Source organism: Tropicimonas sp. IMCC34011 (genome assembly GCF_003390865.1).
Classification (GTDB): Bacteria; Pseudomonadota; Alphaproteobacteria; order Rhodobacterales; family Rhodobacteraceae; genus Tropicimonas_B.
Map to the genome: position 1 here is coordinate 31,520 of NZ_QMEJ01000003.1, position 19,605 is coordinate 51,124.

The following is a 19,605-nucleotide window of genomic DNA, read 5'->3' on the forward strand; positions in this document are numbered from 1 at the left end:
TCAGGAGCCCCAGACATGCGTCCTTCCGGCCGGTCCCTCGACCAGATCCGCCCCGTCAGCATCGAGACGAACTTCACGCTCCACGCCGAAGGCTCCTGCCTGATCCGGATGGGCGACACGCACGTGCTGTGCACCGCGTCCATCGAGGACCGCGTGCCGCCCTTCATGAGGAACAGCGGCCTCGGGTGGGTGACGGCGGAGTACGGCATGTTGCCCCGCGCGACGCATACCCGCGGGCGCCGCGAGGCGAAGAACGGTCAGTCCGGCAGGACGCAGGAGATTCAACGCCTGATCGGCCGCGCCCTGCGCGCCGGCATCGACCGGGTCGCGCTCGGTGAACGCCAGATCACGGTCGACTGCGACGTCATCCAGGCCGACGGTGGCACGCGCTGCGCCTCCATCACCGGCGGCTGGGTTGCCCTGCGGCTCGCCATCGACAAGCTCATGGACAAGAAGCTGATCACGACGGACCCGATGACGGACAACGTCGCCGCCATCTCCTGCGGCATATACGGCGGTCAGCCGGTCGCCGATCTGGACTATGCCGAGGACAGCGAAGCGGGGACCGACGGCAACTTCGTCATGACCGGCAAGGGCCGCCTGATCGAGCTTCAGGCCTCCGCCGAGGGCGCAACCTTCTCGCGCGACGAACTGGACGCGCTTCTCGGTCTCGCCGAGGGCGGCATCGCCGAGCTGGTGAAGGCCCAGAACGCGGCGACCGGCCGATGAGCGTCGCGCGGAAGATCGGAGCGGAGCGGCTCCTCCTCGCCACTCACAACGCGGGCAAGGCCGCCGAGATCTCCGCGCTTCTCGCGCCCTATGGCACGGAGGTCGTGACCGCCGGGGATCTGGGTCTCCCGGTGCCCGACGAAACAGGCACGACCTTTGCCGAGAACGCCCGGATCAAGGCGCTTGCGGGCGCCGAAGCCAGCGGCCTTCCCGCCCTCGCCGACGACAGCGGCCTCAGCGTGGAGCCTCTCGGGGGCGAGCCCGGCGTCTATACCGCCGATTGGGCGGAAACACCGGACGGCCGGGACTTTGCCATGGCGATGGAAAAGGTCCGCAAGGCCTGTGCGGAGAAGGGCGCGGAGCACCTCCCCGCCGCCGCGTTCCATTGCACGCTGTGTCTTGCGTGGCCTGATGGCGTGACGTCGCTGGTCGAAGGGACCGTCAGCGGGCACCTCGAATGGCCACCCCGCGGAGAGAACGGGCATGGATACGACCCGATCTTTGTCATGGACGGTGAAACCATGACGTTCGGGGAGATGGACCCGGACCGGAAGGCAGAGGTCAGCCACAGGGCGGACGCCTTCGCAAAGCTGGTGAAAGCGCATTTTGGCTGAGATCGTCGAAGGCGGGTTCGGACTATATATCCACTGGCCATTCTGTGCGGCCAAATGCCCGTATTGCGACTTCAACTCCCACGTCACACGAACGGTGGACCATGGGGCGTGGGCGGATGCGTACGTCCGGGAGATCGCCCGTCTGGCCGCCGAGACGGGCGACCAACGCCTTGATAGTGTCTATTTTGGGGGCGGAACACCGTCACTCATGGAGCCTGCCACCGTCCAGGCAATCCTCGATGCTGTCCGCGCCGGCTGGTCTGTGGCCAATGACTGGGAGGTGACGCTTGAAGCGAACCCGACATCGGTCGAGGCCGCGCGCTTTGCCGGCTACAGGGAAGCCGGGGTAAACCGCGTCTCCGTCGGCGTTCAGGCGCTCGACGATGCATCGCTGAAGGCTCTCGGACGGCTCCACAGCAAGGACGAAGCGCTCGCCGCGTTGGAGGTGGCGCGGAGCACGTTCGACCGCGTGTCCTTCGATCTGATCTACGCTCGACAGGGCCAGTCCCTCTCCGACTGGCGGGACGAACTCCTGCGCGGTTTGGACCTGGGTACGGACCACCTCTCGCTCTACCAACTGACCATCGAGCCGGGCACGGCCTTCTGGGATCGCAAACAAGCCGGTGGACTAAAGGGTCTTCCGGACGAGGATCTGGGCGCGGACCTTTACGAAGCGACCGCCGAGCTTTGTGCTGAACACGGCTTCGAGGCCTACGAAGTGTCGAATTTCGCTCGTGACGGCGCCCGTTCGACCCATAATCTGATCTACTGGAACGCCGGCGACTGGGGCGGGATCGGTCCGGGCGCTCACGGTCGGCTCACGCTTGGCGGTGAACGGATCGCGACGGAACAAACGCTCTTGCCGAAGGACTGGCTTGCCGGCGTGCCCGACGGACGACATGAATCCCGTCACTTGCTGAGCAGCCTAGACCGGGCGAACGAGTATCTCATGATGGGCTTGCGCCTCCGGGACGGGATATCGCTCACGAGGCTGGAGAGCATGGCCGGGCGTCCGCTGGATGCCAACCGTCTGACGGACCTCGAAGGCTATGGCTTGGTTGAGCGATCGGGCTCACGCCTTGCGGTCACAGAAGCTGGCCGCATGGTCCTGAACCGCGTGGTGTCGGAGCTGTTGCTGGAATAGTGCAATGAAGGCTGTGTGGATCCTTGCCGGATGGACCGCGATGATACTCGCGATCCTCGGCGTCGTCCTGCCGCTACTTCCGGCGACACCCTTCCTGCTTCTTGCGGCACTTTGCTTCTCCCGCTCCTCCCCGCGCCTCCACCGCTGGCTGACGGAGCACAGGCACTTCGGACCACCGATACGGAACTGGGAGGCACATGGCGCGATCTCGAGGCGCGCCAAGGCCTTCGCGATCGGCTCGATGTTGGCCGTACTCGCGTTTTCGATCATCATCGGCCTGCCGGCCTACGCCATCGCTCTACAGGGCAGCCTCATGGCAATCGGTGCCCTCTTCATCCTCACTCGCCCAGGGGGGCCGAGCTGAGGATCCTGCAAAGAGCGTCCAGCTGGTCGAGATTGCGATAGTTCAGCGTCAAGGACCCTCCCCCGTCGCCATCCTGATGTCGGATGTCGACCTTCAGCCCGAGGTTGGCAGACAGGTCGGATTCCAGCGCCTGGGTGTCGGCATCCTTCTCGACCTTGGCAGAGGAACGCGCCTTCTGCTTGGCAGGCGCCTCGGCCTTTGCAAGCCGTTCCGTTTCGCGCACGGACAGGCCCTTGGCGATCACCTTCCGCGCAAGTTCCGCAGGATTGTCCGCGGTAATCAAAGCGCGGGCGTGGCCAGACGTCAGCGAGCCATCCCGCACCATCGAAAGAACCTCGTCGGGAAGGTTCAGAAGGCGCATCGAGTTGGCGATATGCGAGCGGCTCTTGCCAAGCGAACTTGCGAGCTTCTCCTGCGTATGTCCGAACCTGTCGATCAAGGCACGGTAGCCTAACCCTTCCTCTACTGGGTTCAGGTCCGCGCGCTGAACGTTTTCGATGATCGCGATCTCGAGCACCGCAAGGTCGTCCAGCTCCCGCTCGATGATCGGGACCTCGTGAAGCTTCGCAAGCTGCGCGGCGCGCCAACGGCGTTCGCCTGCGACGATCTCAAACTTTCCGGACGCTCGCGGGCTTGGGCGGACGATCAGCGGTTGAAGGATGCCCTTCGCGCGGATCGAACTTGCGAGATCCTCGAGGGCATCACGCTTGAAATCTTTCCGGGGCTGGTCTGGGTTCGGCTCGACTGCTTCGATCGGAACGGTCCGGTCGGCCGTTTGAACCTTCTCGGGCGACCCGGTCGCTGTATCTTCATCAACCGGAACCTCCGCCATCAACGCGGACAGGCCCCGGCCCAAGCCTCTGTTTTTGCTCATCTTATTTACCTATGCCGCAATTGGGGCGTTGCGTTCCAAAAGCTCTTCGGCCAGCGCCAGATAAGCCTGACTGCCTTTCGAAACGGGATCGTAGTCTAGAACCGGCATCGCATAGCTCGGCGCCTCGCTGATGCGCACGTTCCGAGGGACGCGGGTCCGGAACACGAGATCGCCAAGCGCATCCCGGGCGTCCTGCTCGACCTGCTGAGACAGGCGATTGCGACCGTCATACATCGTCAGAACGATGCCCTCGGTTCTGAGAGCCGGATTTGCGGACTGCCGTATCTGCTTCAATGTCAGCATGAGTTGCGAGAGACCTTCGAGCGCGAAGAATTCGCTCTGAAGGGGAACGAGAACTGAATGGGCAGCGACCATGGCATTGACGGTCAGAAGATTTAGTGAAGGAGGACAATCGACCAGGATGTGATCGTAAGGCTCGCTCGCCTGCCCCACCAAGGCTTTGCGCAGCAGACGGATCCGGCCCTCCCGCTGGCCGAGTTCGATATCGGCGGACGCCAGATCCTGCGTTGCGGGCGCGATCATCAGGTTGTCCACCTGCGTCGGCAGCGCGATCTCCGCGAGCGTTCGGTCCCCCATCAGAAGGTCGAACGTCGTGTGCTGGCGGCTGCTCGGCTGGATTCCGAGCCCGGTCGAGGCGTTGCCCTGGGGATCAAGGTCGAGAATCAGGACGCGCTTGCCCAGACGCGCGAGCGCGGCCGACAGGTTGATCGCCGTAGTGGTCTTTCCGACGCCACCTTTCTGGTTGGCAACTGCCATGATTTTCGGCTTGCGGATGGGCTGCTCAGGCACGTTCGATGTCCTTCACGATCAGGATCGAGGCGTTTTCATTGGTTATAGAGGGGTAGGTGCTCAGATTGAAGCGCCACGTCTCCCGCGCGATGCCGATTTCGTCGTGCGCCTTGGCCCCCTTGGGAAAGAGACAAACCGTACTATCATGGCGAAGATGCTCGCTGAGGGTCAGAAGCTCTGTCAGCGGTGCGAGCGCGCGCGCGGACAGGATATCATACCCGGCAACGTGCAGATCCTCGACGCGTTTTGCCTCGACCTTGATCGGAAGTTGGAAGGTGCGAGCGGCGGTCAGTAGGAAGGCCGCCTTGCGCTTGTCCGACTCGACCAACGTGATCTGTGGGGGGTTCTGCATTGCGATCGCGCACGGAATGGCAGGAAATCCACCACCGGAACCAAGATCAATCCACGTTCCGGCATCGGCGGGTATGTGATCGATCAGCTGAAGTGAGTCTTCAATGTGCCTTGTTGCGACTTCTGGCTCACTGGCTCGCCCGATCAGGTTAATTGTACGGTTCCACTTGAGCAGAAGCTCAGAGAAGGCGTCTAGCCGAGATTCTGTTTCACGTGAAACATCGATTGCGTACGTCATGCGCTGTGGGCCAGCCCATCAATCGCCTGGCGCCGGCGCAGTCGTGCAAGGATGAGCGAGAGAGCGGCCGGCGTTATGCCGGAGATCCGTCCGGCCTGCCCCAGAGTTTCCGGCCGAGCCGCCTTCAACTTCGATCGCAGCTCCGACGTGAGGCCAGACATGGTGTCGTAATCAAGATCGGCGGGAATCCGGAGTCCCTCTTCGCGCTGCAGAGCCTGCTGATCGCGCATCTGCCGCTCGATATACGGCTCATACAGAGCTTCCGCGGCCAAGAACTCAATCACGGGGGCCGCCTCCTGCGGGACCTCCACGCCCCTTTCGGTCAACTCGTCCAGTGGCGTCTGACCCAACATCTCCCAGAGAGAGCGTCTCGCCGGCCCGGGTTTGCCGCCGGTAATACTCGCAGCCTCGGTCGCGCTCAGTGAACGGGCCCGTAGGGCATCCCGCCCCGCATCGAGCATTCCCCGCTTACGATCCCATGCTTCGATCAGCGTATCGCTTATTAATCCAAGCGAGCGACCCTTCTCGGTGAGGCGTTGATCTGCGTTGTCCGCGCGTAGGTTGAGGCGAAACTCCGCGCGCGAGGTGAACATCCGGTAAGGTTCGGTCACCCCTTGCGTCACTAGGTCGTCGATCAAAACTCCGATATAAGCTTCGGATCTCGACAGAACGGCGTGATTCTCCTGCCGGACGTAGCGAACAGCATTGAGACCCGCCATGAGACCCTGGGCCCCGGCCTCCTCGTATCCCGTCGTTCCATTAATCTGACCGGCCAAAAACAAGCCCGGGAGATTGCGAACCATCAGGCCGCGGGTCAGTGCTCTTGGATCGACGTAATCGTATTCGATCGCATATCCCGGCCGGAGCACTTCGACCTGTTCCAGTCCGACGATGGAGCGGACGTAGTCCAGCTGGACGTCCTCAGGGAGCGAGGTCGAGATTCCGTTCGGATAAACGGTCGGATCGTCGAGACCCTCGGGCTCAAGAAAAATCTGGTGCGAGTCCTTGTCCCCGAACCGGACGACTTTGTCTTCGATGGACGGGCAGTAGCGTGGCCCCACGCTTTCAATGTGCCCGCCATACATAGCCGATCGATCGAGATTTGCACGTATGATGTCGTGGGTCTTCGGGTTCGTGTGGGTGATGCCGCACGAAACCTGCCGCAGATGCGTTTTTGCAGTGCGGAACGAAAGGTACGTCGGAACCTCGTCACCCGGCTGCTTCTCCAGATCGTCCCAGCGAATGGTGCGCCCATCTAGCCGCGGTGGCGTCCCGGTTTTTAGGCGCCCGACGGGCAGGTCGTGGTCACGGATGAGGGACGCGAGACGTTGAGACGCGGGCGAATCCGCGCGACCGGCTGGATAGGACACGTCTCCGATGTGAACCACGCCGTTGAGGAAAGTTCCGGTTGTGAGAACGATGGCGCGTCCGTTGATCTCGCTGTCATCCGCCAGGACGACCCGAGCAGCACCGTCTTTGATCGAAAGGTCGACAACCTCGCCTTCAATCAGCGTCACACCGGGCGTGGCATCTAGGAGCGCGGACGTCGCTGCGCGGAACTGTTTCCGATCAGCCTGCGTCCGCGGCCCCTGAACGGCGGGACCCTTGCGTCGGTTCAGCAGCCGATATTGGATCGCCCCACGGTCTCCCGCTTCGGCCATGATCCCGCCAAGTGCATCAATCTCTCGAACGAGGTGGCCCTTCCCCAATCCGCCAATTGCAGGGTTGCAGGACATCACGCCGATGTCCGAGCGACGCATCGTGATCAGAGCCACATTTGCGCCCATACGGCCAGCAGCCGCAGCGGCCTCGACGCCGGCGTGACCGCCACCCACAACAAGAATGTCGAAATGTTTCACGTGAAACACCTACTTTCCGATGCAGAACGATGAGAATATCTTGTCCAGAAGGTCTTCTACCCCGATGCGACCAAGCAGGCAATCGAGGGCATGGGCGGCATTTCGCAGATCTTCGCCGATCAGCTCGATATGAGCGGCCGACCGCGTCATGGCGGATTCGAGCGAAACGAGACCATCTTCCAACGCGCGACGATGACGCTCTCGGGAGGCCAAGCCCGTGCCCGCAATCCTCTGCCCAAGTTCATTCGAGACCAAGGACAGAAGCTCCTCGACCCCCTGCCCCGTCAAGCCAGATACACGGAGAGCATGACTGTCGAATACGGACGCCAAATCAGCCTTGCCAAGTGCTTCGACGTCGCCTGGCCGACGTTCTACCCCCTCACTCTCGCTGCCGAGAAAGATCCGAAGATCCGCGCGTTCGGCTCTTGCCCTGCTGCGCGCAACACCGATCCGCTCGACCTCGTCGTCCGTATCCCGGAGCCCCGCGGTATCTAGAAACGTGACAGGCAGTCCGTCCACGTCCATACGTACTTCGATCACATCCCGCGTCGTCCCGGCGATTGACGAGGTGATAGCCGCATCGCGGCCGGCCAACCGATTGAGCAAGGTCGACTTGCCGACGTTCGGAGCCCCGACGATGGCGACCTCGAAGCCGTCCCGGATACGTTCCCGCGCAGAGACGCCGTCGAGCTCGCTCCGAATTGCTTCCTTCAACGCGGTTACTTCTGAAAGCGCTCCCTCGATCAACCCCTCCGGCAGTTCTTCGTCCGAGAAGTCGACAGACGCTTCGATCAGGGCGGCGGCCTGCACCAACCGCTCCCGCCAGGAACTGACCTGATTGGAAAGATCGCCGCCGAACGTGGCCATTGCCAGTCGGTGCTGCTCCGCGGTCTCGGCTTCGAGGAGATCGGAAAGACCTTCGACGCGCGTCAGGTCCAGACGTTCATTCTCGAGCGCGCGGCCGGTGAATTCCCCCGCATCCGCGGGCCTCAGACCCTCCATCCGCGACAGCGCATCGGACACGAGACGGATGACGGCGATACTGCCGTGCGTGTGAAATTCCACGACGTCTTCGCCGGTGAAGCTTGCCCCTTGCGGAAAGGTAAGGACGAGGGCCTGATCTAACACCCTGCCCGCCTCCCGGAGCGTACGGACACGCGCACGGTGGGCCTCCGGGACGTCACCGGCCAGCGCCCGACATGCGGAGAAAGCATCCGGTCCGGAGACACGGATCACGGCAACGCCCGATCGCCCTGGCGGCGTGGCTACAGCATATATAGTATCTGCGCCCAAGGACGCCACCAAATCAGGTATTCATGGAGTCGAAGAAGTCGGAGTTCGTCTTCGTCTGCTTCAGCTTGGAAATCAGGAACTCGATTGCATCCGTGGTGCCCATCGGGTTCAGGATCCGCCGGAGCACGAAGGTCTTCTGGAGGTCCGACTTGTCGGTCAGAAGCTCTTCCTTCCGGGTACCGGACTTCAGGATATCCATCGCCGGGAAGACGCGTTTGTCGGACACCTTGCGATCAAGGACGATCTCGGAGTTACCCGTGCCCTTGAACTCTTCGAAGATCACCTCGTCCATCCGGCTGCCCGTATCGATCAGCGCGGTTGCGATGATTGTGAGCGAGCCGCCCTCCTCGATGTTCCGGGCGGCGCCGAAGAAACGCTTCGGGCGCTGGAGCGCATTGGCATCCACACCGCCCGTAAGGACCTTGCCGGAGGACGGCACGACGGTGTTGTAGGCGCGGCCGAGACGCGTGATCGAATCCAGAAGGATCACGACGTCCCTCTTGTGCTCGACGAGCCGCTTGGCCTTCTCGATCACCATTTCGGACACCGCGACGTGGCGCGTGGCGGGCTCGTCGAAGGTCGATGAAATGACCTCACCCTTGACCGAGCGCTGCATGTCAGTGACTTCCTCGGGCCGCTCGTCGATCAGAAGGACGATCAGGTAGCATTCCGGGTGGTTCTGCTCGATGCTCGTGGCGATGTTCTGCAGAAGGACGGTCTTGCCGGTCCGCGGCGGCGCCACGATGAGGCTTCGCTGGCCCTTCCCGATGGGTGCAACAAGATCGATGATACGCGCGGAACGATCCTTCACCGTCGGGTCGCTCAGCTCCATCTGAAGCCGCTCGTTGGGATAGAGCGGCGTCAGGTTGTCGAAGTTGATCTTGTGCCGGGCGTTCTCGGGCGGCTGGAAGTTGATCTCCGCGACTCGCACCAGGCAGAAATACCGCTCGTTCTCCCGCGGGGCGGCGATGACGCCGTACACCGTATCCCCCGTGCGGAGGCCGTGCTGGCGGATCATCTCGGGCGAGACGTAGATGTCGTCCGGACCCGGGAGGTAGTTCGCCTCGGGGGAGCGGAGGAAGCCAAAGCCGTCCTGCATCACCTCGAGAACGCCATCTCCGGAGATTTCCCAACCGTCCTCGGCGCGTTCCTTGAGGATGGCGAACATCATGTCGCCCTTGCGCATCGTGGAGGCGTTGTCGATCTCCAGCTCTTCGGCCATCGCGAGAAGGTCCGCCGGCGTCCTGGATTTCAGGTCGGCGAGCGTCAGCGACTCTTGGGTGTCATCGTCAAGCATGGGATCACGTCTCTCCGGGCGTCCCGAACATTCGGGCAGCGCACATCGGTTCTGGCAGGAAAAGGCAACGGCCGGACGGCCGCGTCAGCTCGCACCTAGGAAACCCCGGCCGCCTTGTCAACGGAATCACGCGTAGCGGGTGATGACGGAGACCACGATGACGACGAGCGCGAGCGTCGGCAGCTCGTTCATCATCCTGTAGGATCGCCCCGAGATACGGTTCTTACCGCGCTCGAAATCCTTCCTGCGCTTCCCCAGCCAATGATGCAGCCAGGTGAGCGTCAAGACGCCCGCCGCCTTCGTCCATGGCCAGACCTGCGACCAGTCCACGATCCCCGGCGTGAAGACGAGGCAGAGCCCGAAGATCCACGTCGCGATCATCGCAGGGTTCATGATCGCCCGGAGGAGCCGGCGTTCCATGGTCTGGAAGAGCGCGTCGGTCCCGCTGCCAGTCTCCACCGCCTCGACGTGGTAGACGAAAAGCCGTGGCAGATAGAACAGCCCCGCCATCCACGCGACGACGGCGATGACGTGGGCGGATTTCACCCATGGATACGCGGCTGAGAGCAGATCGGTCATCGGTTGGCCTCGTCCGTTTGTACACGGCTGCGGTGAAGGGGCTTCGCTACTCTTCAATAAAGAAAGATTAAAGAAGGGTGGTTGTAATAGGGGGGTCTAACATCGGGATAAGTCAGATGGGGATCGGCTCATCCCCACAGCCCGGACAACTCGGGAGCATCTTATCCACAGGCTGGGACAAAGGGTAAAACTCCGCCGCGATTCCAAGCCCTTGGTAGATTAACACTTCGTTAACATGTTGGCGGAACGCTGTGCAGGACATCCAGGACGCGCTCCGAGTCGTCCACCGGGGTCGCACAGAGTCATTAAGACAGGACAACTTGGGCTCTCAGGCTCCCTTCTCCCCAGATCGGCCGGGGCTGGACGAGCGGGCTCACGGAAGTCACACAGATGCCAACAGCTATCCTCAGACTTATCCACAGGTTTGTACAATGACCGAGATCGTTCTCGCTTCCGGCTCGCGGACCCGGACGGAGATGCTGGCGAAGGCCGGCGTCGCGCACCGCGTGAGCCCAGTTCGCGTGGACGAAGACGCCGTGAAGATGGCGCTTACCGCCGAGGGCGCCCGGCCGCGGGACGTTGCGGACGCGCTTGCGGAGCACAAGGCGCGGCGGGGAGCGCAGCGGGATCCGGACGCTCTGGTCATCGGGTCGGACCAGGTTCTGGATCTGGAGGGCGAGATCCTGTCGAAGCCCGCAACTGAGGAGGCCGCGCGCGACCAGCTCGCCCGCCTGTCGGGAAAAACGCATTTCCTGCATTCGTCCGCGGTGATCTATCGCGGCGGCGAGCCCGTGTGGCGGCAGATCACGTCCGCCCGGATGACCATGCGGCAGCCGTCGGAGGCTTATCTTGATGCGTATGTCGCCCGGAACTGGGAGACGATTCGCCATTCCGTCGGCGGTTACCTGATCGAGGCGGAGGGCGCCCGGCTCTTCGCGCAGGTGCAGGGCGATCCGTTCACCATCCTCGGTTTGCCCCTCTTGCCCCTGTTGTCGTATCTCGCGCTGACAGGAGACATCGAAGCATGAGCGAGCGCATTCCCCTTGCCGGCGTCATCGGATCGCCGATCGGGCATTCGAAATCCCCGGCGGTTCACGGCTACTGGCTGAAGAGCCTTGGCCTGCGGGGCCACTACATTCCGATGCAGGTCAGTCATTCCGACCTGCCGCAGGTCATCCGGACGTTGCCGAAGATGGGCTTCGTGGGGCTGAACGTGACGTTGCCGCACAAGGAGGCCGTCCTCTCCCTAGCCGATCTCGTCACTGATCGCGCGTCCCTGATCGGAGCAGCCAACACCTTGATATTTCGGGAAGACGGCAAGGTTCACGCGGACAATACCGACGGCTACGGCTTCCTCGCCAACCTCCGCCAGAACGCGCCCGGCTGGGATCCTAAGGCAGGCCCGGCGGCCGTCTTCGGCGCAGGCGGCGCGTCCCGCGCGGTGATCACGGCGCTGATCGATGCCGGCGTTTCCGAAATCCGCCTGTCGAACCGCGGTCGCGCGCGCGCGGATGCCCTGCGCTCGGAGTTCGGCCCAAAGATCACCGTGGTGGACTGGGTGAAGGCCGGCACGATCCTCGAAGGAGCGGCGACCGTGGTGAACACGACGTCGCTCGGCATGGTCGGCAAGCCGGAGTTTCGCGTCCCGCTGGACGGGATCGAGCCGGGCGCGGTCGTCAATGACCTCGTCTACGCGCCGCTTCGCACCGACTTTCTGGATCGTGCCGAGGCGCGGGGCGCCCGCATCGTGGACGGGCTCGGGATGTTGCTGCATCAGGCCGTGCCCGGCTTCGAGCGTTGGTTCGGCACGCGCCCGCTCGTGGACGACGCGTTGCGTGACGCTGCACTCTCGGCATGAGCCGCCCGTTCCGCATCGGCCTCACCGGCTCCATCGGTATGGGCAAGTCCACCACCGCGCGCATGTTCGCCGAGGAGGGCGTCGCCGTGTGGGATGCGGACGCCGCCGTGCATCGCCTCTACGGCAGGGATGGGGCCGCCGTCGCGCCCATGAAGGCGCTTCGGCCGGACGCCATCGTGGACGGTGCCGTGAGCCGCGAGCGGCTGAAGACGTGGATCGCCGGGGATGACTCGGCGCTCGCGCAGATCGAGGCGGTCGTGCATCCCCTCGTTGCCGAGGATCGAAACCGATTTGCGCGCGAGGCCGCCGCGCCCCTCCTGCTCTTCGACATCCCGCTTCTGTTCGAGAATGGATCGGATCGCTGGATGGACATGACCGTTTGCGTGTCCACCTCCGCGCGGGAGCAGCGACGCCGCGTCCTGGAGCGGGAGGGGATGACGGAGGCGGCCTTCGAGCGCATCCTGTCGAAGCAGATGCCCGATTCCGAGAAGCGCGTCCGGGCGGACCGCATCATCGACACGACGACGCTGGACAGCGCGCGGGCCGGGGTGCGAGAGGTGATGAAAGACGTGGAGACCCGCCTTGCGTGAGATCGTGCTCGATACCGAAACCACGGGACTCGATCCCCATGACGGTCACCGGATCGTCGAAATCGGGGCCGTCGAGCTTCATAACCACATGCCCACCGGGAAGACGTTCCACGTCTACATCAATCCGCTGAGGGACATGCCCGAAGGCGCGTTCAACGTCCACGGCATCAGTTCGGAGTTCCTCGCGGACAAGCCCGTCTTCGAGAAGATCGCCCAACAGTTTCTGGACTTCGTTCAGGACGCCAAGCTCGTCATCCACAATGCCGAGTTCGACATGCGCTTTCTCAATGCCGAGCTTGGATGGTGCGGCAAGCGGACCTTGCCTGCGGATCAGGCGCTCGACACGCTCGCCATCGCACGGCGCCGCTTTCCCGGCTCGCCGTCCTCGCTCGATGCGCTCTGCCGCCGGTTCGGGATCGACAACTCCGCGCGCACGAAGCACGGCGCGCTGCTCGACAGCGAGATCCTCGCCGAAGTCTATCTGGAACTGATCGGGGGGCGTCAGCCGGACCTTGTCCTCGCGCCGGAGCGGGACGCGGCGTCCCGTGACCGGGAGGAGGCGAAGGCGCGGGCGCAACCGGGCTGGACGCCGCTGTCCCGCCCTGAGCCTCTTCCCCCGCGGCTGACGGAGGAAGAGATCGCGGCCCATGCCGCTCTCGTGGAGCGGCTGGGATCGGACGCCCTCTGGGCCAGCTTCGAGATGCCGGCGGCGAAGGCGTCCTGAGAGATCAGGCGGTGCCGACCGGCGCGTCCTGCGCCTCGGCGGCCTTCGCCTTGCTGCGGCGGACGAGATCCTGCCGGTACAGCTGGACGAAGTCGATGTTCTCCATGTTGAGCGGCGGGAAGCCACCGTCCCGCGTCACGTCTCCGACGATGCGGCGGACATAGGGGAACAGCATCCGCGGGCATTCGATCAGCAGGAACGGGTGCATCTGCTCGTTCGGAACGTTCTCGATCTGGAAGATGCCGGCATATTCGAGCTCGAGGAGGAAGAGCGTGGAGTCGCCTTCCTTGTTCTTGCTCTCCACACGGAACTTGAGGATCACCTCGAACTGGTTCTCGACGTTCCGCTTCTTGGCATCGAGATTCACCTGGATCTGGACGTCCGGCTTCACGTCGCCCTGCGCACCCTTCTGCGCGAGCATGTTCTCGAAGGACATGTCGCGAATGTATTGCGCGAGGACCTGCATCTTCGGCGCGGCCGGGGCGCTGCCATTGGTCTGGGGCTGCTGCGCGTCGGTGCCGGTATCGGCGGGGGTGTCGGACATGGGAACTCCTCGGGTTGTTCTGTAAAATCGTGAAAGTCGGGCGAGGGCATATCAAACCCTCGATGATCCCTCAACTGAAGGGCATTCGCGGCTCAATTTGCGGGATCAGGTCTTCGTCCAGCCGGATGAGCCCGAACGCGGAGGATCGGAGGGCGTCTCCTCGGGATCGGTCTCTTCGTAGTCGCCTTCGATGATCGGGCCGGGCCGGGGCGGCGTCCGCCCTCCCGGGCCCGCACCGAACCGCGGATCTCCGCCGGGCCGGGGGCCGGGACCGCCGCGCGGCGGTGCGCCGGGGCCGGCCCGCCGCGCGCCGCCGGCGCTCATCACGACAACGCGCTTGCCGATGCGGGACCAGGCCCAGTCCCGCACGGCGGGGATGCACAGAAGCAGACCCACCGTGTCCGTGAAGAAACCCGGTGTCAGAAGAAGCGCCCCGGCGAAGAGGATCATCGCCCCATGCGCCAGGGGCCGGGAGGGATCGCGCATCTCGCTCATGGAGAGCTGGAGCTCCCTGAGCACGCCGCGTCCCTGCTTCTTGACCAGCCAGGTCCCGGCGATCGCGGTCACGATCACGGTGAGCAGGATCCACCCGAGGCCGACGATCTCTCCGGCCTGAATGAAGAGTGCGATCTCGATCAGCGGCACGACGAGAAAGAGCAGGAATAGCGGCATCGTGATCCTTAAATGTCGTCAGCCGGGACTTCGCGTTGCGAAGCCGTGCCGGCCTCGGTGGACTTGGGCATGTGCCGACCTTACATAGGGAACGCGATGGGGGCTTACCAACCCCGACCCGAAACGAGGTTCCAATGAGTGCTGCCGTGATCCAGCTTCTCGTGCTGGCAGGAATTGCGATATTCTTGATTGTGCGCCTGAAATCCGTTCTCGGGACGCGGGAGGGGTACGAGAAACCCACACTCCCCGCGGGCGAGACGCCGAACAGCCGCCCGGCGAACCGGCCGGAATTCGAGGTGATCGAGGGCGGACCGGACCGTGACATCATCGACCACGTTCCCGAGGACAGCGAGAGCGCCAAGGCGATCGCGGCCATGAAGAACGCCGAGCCGTCCTTCAACGTCGGCGAGTTCCTGTCGGGTGCGCGCGGAGCCTACGAGATGATCCTGATGGCCTTCGAGCAGGGCGATCTGACGGAGGTGCGTCCCTTCCTCGCCGACGACGTCTACCAGGCCTTTGCCGATGTTGTCGCCGAACGCGACGCGCAGGGGCTGACCGTCGATGCGAACTTCGTCGGCCTGCGGGAAATCGGGATCGTCGAGGCGACCTACGATCGGGCCGAAGAGATGGCGGAGATCACCGTGCGCTTCGTCGGCGAGCTGACCTCTGTCGTGAAGGACGCCGCGGGCGAGGTCATCGAGGGCGATGCCCAGACGATCCGCCGCCAGCGCGATGTCTGGAGCTTTGCACGGAAGATGGGCGTCGGCGATCCGAACTGGAAGCTGGTCGCCACCGGAGAATGAGGCAGGGGCAGTCCCTGCCGGGCGATACCTTTGCACAGGTTGCGGTCGTGACCGGGCCGGCCTCCCACGCGGGGCCGGTCTTTTGCTGTGACGTGAGCGCATCGTGAGCCGGCGGCGGAAGCTCAGCGACGACGACCTCGCTGTCTGGCGCGAGGTGTCCGCCTCCGTCCGCCGCACGGCGCCGCTTCCAAAATCGATGCGCGCGCATGAGAAACCGTCCGAGGGGCCGCAGCCGCAGAAAGACTTCGCCCCCGACGCCCTGGCCCCGCCGATCCCGCCGTTCCGCCTCGGTGAGAGGTCAAAGGCGCCCCGCGGTCCCGCAACGACCAGCGCGCCGGCCATCGAGAGCCGCCTGCGCGCCGCGCCCGTCACGATGGATGCTAAGGCGCATCGCCGCATGGTGCGCGGAAAGCTGAGGCCCGAGGCGAAGATCGATCTGCACGGAATGACGCTGTCGGCGGCGCACCCGGTGCTCGTTTCCTTCATCCTGCGCGCGGCGTCGGACGGAAAGCGCCTCGTTCTCGTGGTCACCGGAAAGGGCAGGGACAGGCCGGGTGACGGACCTATCCCGGTGCCTCGCGGCATCCTGCGCCATCAGGTGCCGGACTGGCTCCGGCTTCCGCCGCTCGGACCGGTGGTTCAGCAGATCACCCCGGCCCATGAACGCCACGGCGGATCAGGGGCCTACTACGTCTACCTCGCCCGCAGGCGGGGGTAGGGGCTGCGACGGTCCGCGCTGTGCGGTCCGCCGCCGCGAGACCGGCGGGCATCGGGGAGAGGCCCGGACCCTATCCGATGACGCCGGCGAGACGGGCCCTCAGAGCACGTAGCGGCTGAGATCCGTGGAGCGGGACAGCTCGCCGATGTTCCTCTCGACGTAGTCCGCGTCGATGGTCACGTCCTCGCCGGCCTTGTCCGCCGCGGCGAAGCTCAGCTCCTCGAACACGCGTTCGATGACGGTATAGAGCCGCCGGGCGCCGATATTCTCGACGCTGCCGTTCACCTCCGCCGCGATGCGGGCGATGGCGTGGATGCCCTCGTCGGTGAACTCGACGGCGACGCCCTCGGTCTTCATCAGGGCGGCATATTGCCGGGTGAGAGCATTGTCCGTCTCCGTGAGGATCCGGACGAAGTCGCCTTCCGTCAGGGCGCTCAGTTCCACCCGGATCGGCAGCCGGCCCTGAAGCTCCGGAAGCAGGTCCGAGGGCTTGGCGACGTGGAAGGCACCGGAGGCGATGAAGAGGATGTGGTCCGTCTTGATCGGCCCGTGCTTGGTGGAGACGGTCGTCCCTTCGATCAGGGGCAGCAGGTCCCGCTGCACGCCCTCGCGGGAGACATCGCCGCCGCGCGCATCGGACCGGGCGCAGACCTTGTCGATCTCGTCGATGAAGACGATGCCGTTCTCCTCGACCGCCTCCTTCGCGGCGGCTTTCACGGTCTCGTCGTCGAGCAGCTTGTCGGCCTCCTCGCCGATCAGCACCTCGTAGCTGGCGGCGACGGTCATGCGCTTCTTCACGGTGCGCCCGCCGAAGGCCTTCCCGAAGATGTCGCCGAGATTCATGCCGCCCATTCCGCCGCCGGGCTGGCCGGGAATCTCCATCATCGGCATCGAGGGCGGCGCCTCGGCGATCTCCAGCTCGATCTCGGTATCGTCCAGTTCACCGGCGTGAAGCTTGCGGCGGAACATCTCCAGCGTCTGCGCCCGTGCGCCTTCGCCGGCGACGGCAGCCAGGACGCGGTCCTCGGCGGCCTCGCGAGCGCGGGTCTTGACCTCCTCGCGCATGTGTTCGCGGGTCATCGCGATGGCGGCATCCATCAGATCCCGGATGATCTGCTCCACGTCCCGGCCGACATAGCCGACCTCGGTGAACTTCGTCGCCTCGACCTTCATGAAGGGCGCCCGTGCCAGCTTGGCGAGGCGGCGGCTGATCTCGGTCTTGCCGACGCCGGTGGGGCCGATCATCAGGATATTCTTGGGATACACCTCGTCCCGCAGCTCCGGGCCGAGCTGGCTGCGGCGCCAGCGGTTGCGCAGGGCGACAGCGACGGCGCGCTTGGCGTCCTTCTGTCCGATGACGAAACGGTCGAGCTCGCTGACGATCTCGCGTGGGGTCAGGTCGGTCATTGGGCCTCCTTGGAAGCGATCAGGGTCCATGGCGGCAAGCGATCCTTGCCGGGAAAACGGGGTAGGGCGTTCATCAATCCGGCGCGCAGGCGTTCCCAGAACGCGCCCAGAAGGACGAGCCCGGCACCAAGCGCGATGACCGCGAGCGGCGCGGACTCGTCGAGGACGGTGAACGACAGCGCCACGACGTAGCCCACACCCGAAACGAGGAAGGAGCGGCGGTCGATGACCACGGCGAAGAGCGCGGCAATGGCGATGAAAAGCAGCAGAACGGCGTCGGAGCCGGCCCACTCCGCGTCGAGGAGAGACAAAGCCACGGAATTGACGATTGCGGGCGCCGCGACAACGTGCAGCCAGAAGGCCGTCGCCGCCCGCCGGGTGACGCGGTGCGGATCGGACAGGTCGAGCCGGAGCGCGAGAACGAGGGTGCAAAGGCCCACGCCGATGGTGATCCAGGCTGCGGGCCCGCTTTGCGACAGTAGAAGCAGGTCCGGCATCCGCGGCACTTCACCGACGAGGGCGGCGGAGAGCGTTGCGATGATACCGAGCGAAATGACGGCCGCGCCGAAGGGAACCCGGAAGAACAGGAAATGCACCAGCGCCGCCAGCGTCGCCGTACCCAGCATCACGGGCAGCCTGTAGGCGTATCCCGTGGCATCCATCAGCGAGGCGCCGAGCGCGACCCCGGTCAGCGTCGTCATGACGACGAGCGCGATGGAGGGCGCGACCATCCGGCGCCGGAGCGTGAAATAGACCGAAAGCCCGAAGAGCCCCGCGAGGAGGGCGAGCGCCCCGATCAGGTCGCCATTGCCGGTGAAGAACCGCGCCGCGAGGACGCTGATGCATCCGCCGTAGAGGATGCCGAGGCCGACGACGATGAAGATTTCGTTGAACCCCCGGAAGAGCTCGAACGGCTCGTCCAGCCCGTCCAGATTTTCCCGCGCGCCGCGCCGCGCATCGGACAGCGCCATCAAAGACGCGGCCTGCGCCTCGGAGATCATGCCGGCGCGCACGGCGGCGCGGATGTCCTCGGCGCCGACGCTCACGAAGAGGCGCCCTCGATCGTTTCCACGAGGACATTGCCGTTGGTGTAGACGCAGATGTCGGCCGCGATCGCCATGGCCTTCCGGGCGATCTCCTCGGCATCGAAATCGCCTTCCATCAGACCGCGGGCGGCAGCGAGGGCGAAGTTGCCGCCCGATCCGATGGCGGCGACATCGTGTTCCGGCTCAAGCACGTCCCCCGCGCCGGTGATGACCAGAAGTTCCGTCCCGTCGGTGACGATCAGCATGGCTTCGAGCTTTTGGAGGTACTTGTCCGTCCGCCAGTCCTTGGCGAGTTCGACCGAGGCGCGCTGGAGCTGACCGGGCGTCTTTTCCAGCTTGGCTTCCAGCCGCTCGAGAAGCGCGAAGGCATCGGCGGTCGATCCGGCGAACCCGGCCACGACGTCGGAGCCGCCGGGGGACAGGCGGCGGACCTTGCGGGCGGTACCCTTGATCACGGTCTGCCCCAGGGAAACCTGTCCGTCGCCTGCGACGACGACGCGGCCGCCCTTGCGCACGCCGATGATTGTCGTGCCGTGCCAGCCGGGAAAGTCGCTCATGAAGTCGCTCCGTTAATCAGTGCAGGGCGCTATATGGCCCCCCCTTAGGCTCCTCGCAACCGGGCGGGCCGGACGGACGGCGATCGGCAGCGCATTGAAAACGGGGGGTTCCAGCCGGTGGGGCGCGCGGGGCTGCCGGGGCGCGGCATGAAAAAAGGGGCGCCGAAGCGCCCCTTTCCATCAACTCGGATCAGCCTCGGTGGGCTCAGATCGACTCTTCGATCCAGTCCTTGAGCGCGGCCTTGGGCGCGGCACCGATCTTGTTGGAGACGACTTCGCCATCCTTGAAGAGGAAGAGCGCCGGAATGCCGCGGACGCCCATCGCCTGCGGCGATTGCGGGTTCTCGTCGACGTTGACCTTAACGATCTTCACTTTGTCGCCCATCTCTTCACTGATTTCCTCGAGCGAGGGGCCGATCTGCTTGCAGGGCCCGCACCATTCGGCCCAGAAATCGACGACCACGGGCAGGTCGGATTGCTTCACTTCGGCGTCGAAGGTCGCGTCGGTCACGGCTTGGGTTGCCATCGCGCTGT

The 19,605-nt window shown here is 64.5% G+C and carries 23 protein-coding genes; 10 read left to right on the forward strand and 13 right to left on the reverse strand.

Going from position 1 to position 19,605, the window contains the following annotated elements; genetic code table 11:
• Positions 1 to 15: 15 nt before the first annotated feature.
• From rph to DQG15_RS09590, 4 genes are read left to right on the forward strand one after another with little or no spacing between them, the layout of a single operon-like run.
• Positions 16 to 729, forward strand: coding sequence for a ribonuclease PH (gene rph / locus DQG15_RS09575; RefSeq protein WP_116084811.1), 714 nt, complete (start codon positions 16 to 18; stop codon positions 727 to 729).
• Positions 726 to 1,343 (forward strand): non-canonical purine NTP pyrophosphatase, encoded by a 618-nt coding sequence (locus DQG15_RS09580; RefSeq protein WP_116084812.1) that lies wholly within the window; start codon positions 726 to 728, stop codon positions 1,341 to 1,343. Before rph ends, DQG15_RS09580 begins: the two co-directional genes overlap by 4 nt.
• A complete protein-coding gene (hemW, locus tag DQG15_RS09585) occupies positions 1,336 to 2,487 on the forward strand; it encodes a radical SAM family heme chaperone HemW (RefSeq protein WP_116084814.1) in 1,152 nt (383 codons plus the stop codon). The genes DQG15_RS09580 and hemW overlap by 8 nt, the downstream gene beginning before the upstream one ends.
• 4 nt (positions 2,488 to 2,491) lie before the next feature.
• Positions 2,492 to 2,851, forward strand: coding sequence for a YbaN family protein (locus tag DQG15_RS09590; RefSeq protein ID WP_116084815.1), 360 nt, complete (start codon positions 2,492 to 2,494; stop codon positions 2,849 to 2,851).
• Here the strand turns inward: DQG15_RS09590 and DQG15_RS09595 are convergent.
• From DQG15_RS09595 to hemJ, 7 genes are all read right to left on the reverse strand, one after another.
• Entirely contained in the window at positions 2,826 to 3,725 is a 900-nt protein-coding gene (locus tag DQG15_RS09595; RefSeq protein WP_116084817.1) for a ParB/RepB/Spo0J family partition protein, read from the reverse strand. The genes DQG15_RS09590 and DQG15_RS09595 overlap by 26 nt on opposite strands.
• Before the next feature lie 9 nt (positions 3,726 to 3,734).
• The gene (locus DQG15_RS09600) at positions 3,735 to 4,502 is read right to left on the reverse strand and encodes a ParA family protein (protein WP_198665137.1); all 768 of its coding nucleotides are present in this window, start codon (positions 4,500 to 4,502) and stop codon (positions 3,735 to 3,737) included.
• A 25-nt stretch (positions 4,503 to 4,527) separates the two neighbouring features.
• Positions 4,528 to 5,124 (reverse strand): 16S rRNA (guanine(527)-N(7))-methyltransferase RsmG, encoded by a 597-nt coding sequence (gene rsmG, locus DQG15_RS09605; RefSeq protein ID WP_116084820.1) that lies wholly within the window; start codon positions 5,122 to 5,124, stop codon positions 4,528 to 4,530.
• Positions 5,121 to 6,983 (reverse strand): tRNA uridine-5-carboxymethylaminomethyl(34) synthesis enzyme MnmG, encoded by a 1,863-nt coding sequence (mnmG, locus tag DQG15_RS09610; RefSeq protein ID WP_198665121.1) that lies wholly within the window; start codon positions 6,981 to 6,983, stop codon positions 5,121 to 5,123. The genes rsmG and mnmG overlap by 4 nt, the downstream gene beginning before the upstream one ends.
• 9 nt (positions 6,984 to 6,992) lie before the next feature.
• Positions 6,993 to 8,285 (reverse strand): tRNA uridine-5-carboxymethylaminomethyl(34) synthesis GTPase MnmE, encoded by a 1,293-nt coding sequence (gene mnmE / locus DQG15_RS09615; protein ID WP_370454177.1) that lies wholly within the window; start codon positions 8,283 to 8,285, stop codon positions 6,993 to 6,995.
• A gap of 4 nt (positions 8,286 to 8,289) precedes the next feature.
• Positions 8,290 to 9,573, reverse strand: a complete 1,284-nt coding sequence (gene rho, locus DQG15_RS09620) for a transcription termination factor Rho (RefSeq protein WP_116084824.1) — start codon at positions 9,571 to 9,573, stop codon at positions 8,290 to 8,292.
• Between the two features lie 126 nt (positions 9,574 to 9,699).
• On the reverse strand, positions 9,700 to 10,152 hold the full coding sequence (gene hemJ / locus DQG15_RS09625; protein ID WP_116084825.1) for a protoporphyrinogen oxidase HemJ: 453 nt from the start codon (positions 10,150 to 10,152) through the stop codon (positions 9,700 to 9,702).
• Between the two features lie 431 nt (positions 10,153 to 10,583).
• On the opposite strand from hemJ, the gene DQG15_RS09630 reads away from it, so the two are divergent.
• The 4 genes from DQG15_RS09630 to dnaQ are packed head-to-tail and all read left to right on the forward strand — an operon-like array spanning position 10,584 to position 13,324.
• Positions 10,584 to 11,180 (forward strand): nucleoside triphosphate pyrophosphatase, encoded by a 597-nt coding sequence (locus DQG15_RS09630; protein ID WP_116084827.1) that lies wholly within the window; start codon positions 10,584 to 10,586, stop codon positions 11,178 to 11,180.
• A complete protein-coding gene (locus tag DQG15_RS09635; RefSeq protein ID WP_116084829.1) occupies positions 11,177 to 12,010 on the forward strand; it encodes a shikimate dehydrogenase in 834 nt (277 codons plus the stop codon). The genes DQG15_RS09630 and DQG15_RS09635 overlap by 4 nt, the downstream gene beginning before the upstream one ends.
• Positions 12,007 to 12,600: a dephospho-CoA kinase gene (gene coaE / locus DQG15_RS09640; protein ID WP_116084830.1), complete on the forward strand. Its 594-nt coding sequence runs from the start codon at positions 12,007 to 12,009 to the stop codon at positions 12,598 to 12,600. Before DQG15_RS09635 ends, coaE begins: the two co-directional genes overlap by 4 nt.
• Entirely contained in the window at positions 12,593 to 13,324 is a 732-nt protein-coding gene (gene dnaQ / locus DQG15_RS09645; protein WP_116084832.1) for a DNA polymerase III subunit epsilon, read from the forward strand. The genes coaE and dnaQ overlap by 8 nt, the downstream gene beginning before the upstream one ends.
• A gap of 4 nt (positions 13,325 to 13,328) precedes the next feature.
• Here the strand turns inward: dnaQ and secB are convergent, their stop codons facing one another.
• The gene (gene secB, locus DQG15_RS09650) at positions 13,329 to 13,868 is read right to left on the reverse strand and encodes a protein-export chaperone SecB (protein ID WP_116084833.1); all 540 of its coding nucleotides are present in this window, start codon (positions 13,866 to 13,868) and stop codon (positions 13,329 to 13,331) included.
• 105 nt (positions 13,869 to 13,973) lie between these two features.
• Positions 13,974 to 14,540: an FxsA family protein gene (locus tag DQG15_RS09655; RefSeq protein ID WP_116084835.1), complete on the reverse strand. Its 567-nt coding sequence runs from the start codon at positions 14,538 to 14,540 to the stop codon at positions 13,974 to 13,976.
• 134 nt (positions 14,541 to 14,674) lie between these two features.
• Here DQG15_RS09655 and DQG15_RS09660 point away from each other — a divergent pair, with 134 nt between their 5' ends.
• Positions 14,675 to 15,343 carry a Tim44/TimA family putative adaptor protein gene (locus DQG15_RS09660; protein ID WP_116084837.1) on the forward strand — a complete coding sequence of 223 codons (669 nt, stop codon included), beginning with the start codon at positions 14,675 to 14,677 and terminating at the stop codon, positions 15,341 to 15,343.
• 103 nt (positions 15,344 to 15,446) lie between these two features.
• Complete coding sequence (locus DQG15_RS09665) at positions 15,447 to 16,061, forward strand: Smr/MutS family protein (RefSeq protein WP_232830789.1); 615 nt, start codon at positions 15,447 to 15,449, stop codon at positions 16,059 to 16,061.
• 99 nt (positions 16,062 to 16,160) lie between these two features.
• On the opposite strand, the gene hslU is transcribed toward DQG15_RS09665, so the two are convergent.
• The 4 genes from hslU to trxA form a co-directional block, all read right to left on the reverse strand.
• On the reverse strand, positions 16,161 to 17,468 hold the full coding sequence (gene hslU / locus DQG15_RS09670) for an ATP-dependent protease ATPase subunit HslU (protein ID WP_116084838.1): 1,308 nt from the start codon (positions 17,466 to 17,468) through the stop codon (positions 16,161 to 16,163).
• Entirely contained in the window at positions 17,465 to 18,514 is a 1,050-nt protein-coding gene (locus DQG15_RS09675) for a hypothetical protein (RefSeq protein ID WP_232830790.1), read from the reverse strand. Before DQG15_RS09675 ends, hslU begins: the two co-directional genes overlap by 4 nt.
• Positions 18,511 to 19,071: an ATP-dependent protease subunit HslV gene (gene hslV / locus DQG15_RS09680; RefSeq protein ID WP_116084840.1), complete on the reverse strand. Its 561-nt coding sequence runs from the start codon at positions 19,069 to 19,071 to the stop codon at positions 18,511 to 18,513. The genes DQG15_RS09675 and hslV overlap by 4 nt, the downstream gene beginning before the upstream one ends.
• 205 nt (positions 19,072 to 19,276) lie before the next feature.
• Positions 19,277 to 19,597 carry a thioredoxin gene (trxA, locus tag DQG15_RS09685; RefSeq protein WP_116084841.1) on the reverse strand — a complete coding sequence of 107 codons (321 nt, stop codon included), beginning with the start codon at positions 19,595 to 19,597 and terminating at the stop codon, positions 19,277 to 19,279.
• Positions 19,598 to 19,605 lie beyond the last annotated feature (8 nt).

Coding starts and splice junctions, on each gene's coding strand:
- rsmG (WP_116084820.1), bottom strand. CDS start 5,124: ATGACGTACGCAATCGATGTTTCACGTGAAACAGAATCTCGGCTAGAC.
- DQG15_RS09600 (WP_198665137.1), bottom strand. CDS start 4,502: ATGGCAGTTGCCAACCAGAAAGGTGGCGTCGGAAAGACCACTACGGCG.
- trxA (WP_116084841.1), bottom strand. CDS start 19,597: ATGGCAACCCAAGCCGTGACCGACGCGACCTTCGACGCCGAAGTGAAG.
- DQG15_RS09590 (WP_116084815.1), top strand. CDS start 2,492: ATGAAGGCTGTGTGGATCCTTGCCGGATGGACCGCGATGATACTCGCG.
- hslV (WP_116084840.1), bottom strand. CDS start 19,071: ATGAGCGACTTTCCCGGCTGGCACGGCACGACAATCATCGGCGTGCGC.
- DQG15_RS09595 (WP_116084817.1), bottom strand. CDS start 3,725: ATGAGCAAAAACAGAGGCTTGGGCCGGGGCCTGTCCGCGTTGATGGCG.
- DQG15_RS09635 (WP_116084829.1), top strand. CDS start 11,177: ATGAGCGAGCGCATTCCCCTTGCCGGCGTCATCGGATCGCCGATCGGG.
- rho (WP_116084824.1), bottom strand. CDS start 9,573: ATGCTTGACGATGACACCCAAGAGTCGCTGACGCTCGCCGACCTGAAA.
- DQG15_RS09655 (WP_116084835.1), bottom strand. CDS start 14,540: ATGCCGCTATTCCTGCTCTTTCTCGTCGTGCCGCTGATCGAGATCGCA.
- hemJ (WP_116084825.1), bottom strand. CDS start 10,152: ATGACCGATCTGCTCTCAGCCGCGTATCCATGGGTGAAATCCGCCCAC.
- DQG15_RS09630 (WP_116084827.1), top strand. CDS start 10,584: ATGACCGAGATCGTTCTCGCTTCCGGCTCGCGGACCCGGACGGAGATG.
- coaE (WP_116084830.1), top strand. CDS start 12,007: ATGAGCCGCCCGTTCCGCATCGGCCTCACCGGCTCCATCGGTATGGGC.
- rph (WP_116084811.1), top strand. CDS start 16: ATGCGTCCTTCCGGCCGGTCCCTCGACCAGATCCGCCCCGTCAGCATC.
- hslU (WP_116084838.1), bottom strand. CDS start 17,468: ATGACCGACCTGACCCCACGCGAGATCGTCAGCGAGCTCGACCGTTTC.
- DQG15_RS09580 (WP_116084812.1), top strand. CDS start 726: ATGAGCGTCGCGCGGAAGATCGGAGCGGAGCGGCTCCTCCTCGCCACT.
- secB (WP_116084833.1), bottom strand. CDS start 13,868: ATGTCCGACACCCCCGCCGATACCGGCACCGACGCGCAGCAGCCCCAG.
- DQG15_RS09660 (WP_116084837.1), top strand. CDS start 14,675: ATGAGTGCTGCCGTGATCCAGCTTCTCGTGCTGGCAGGAATTGCGATA.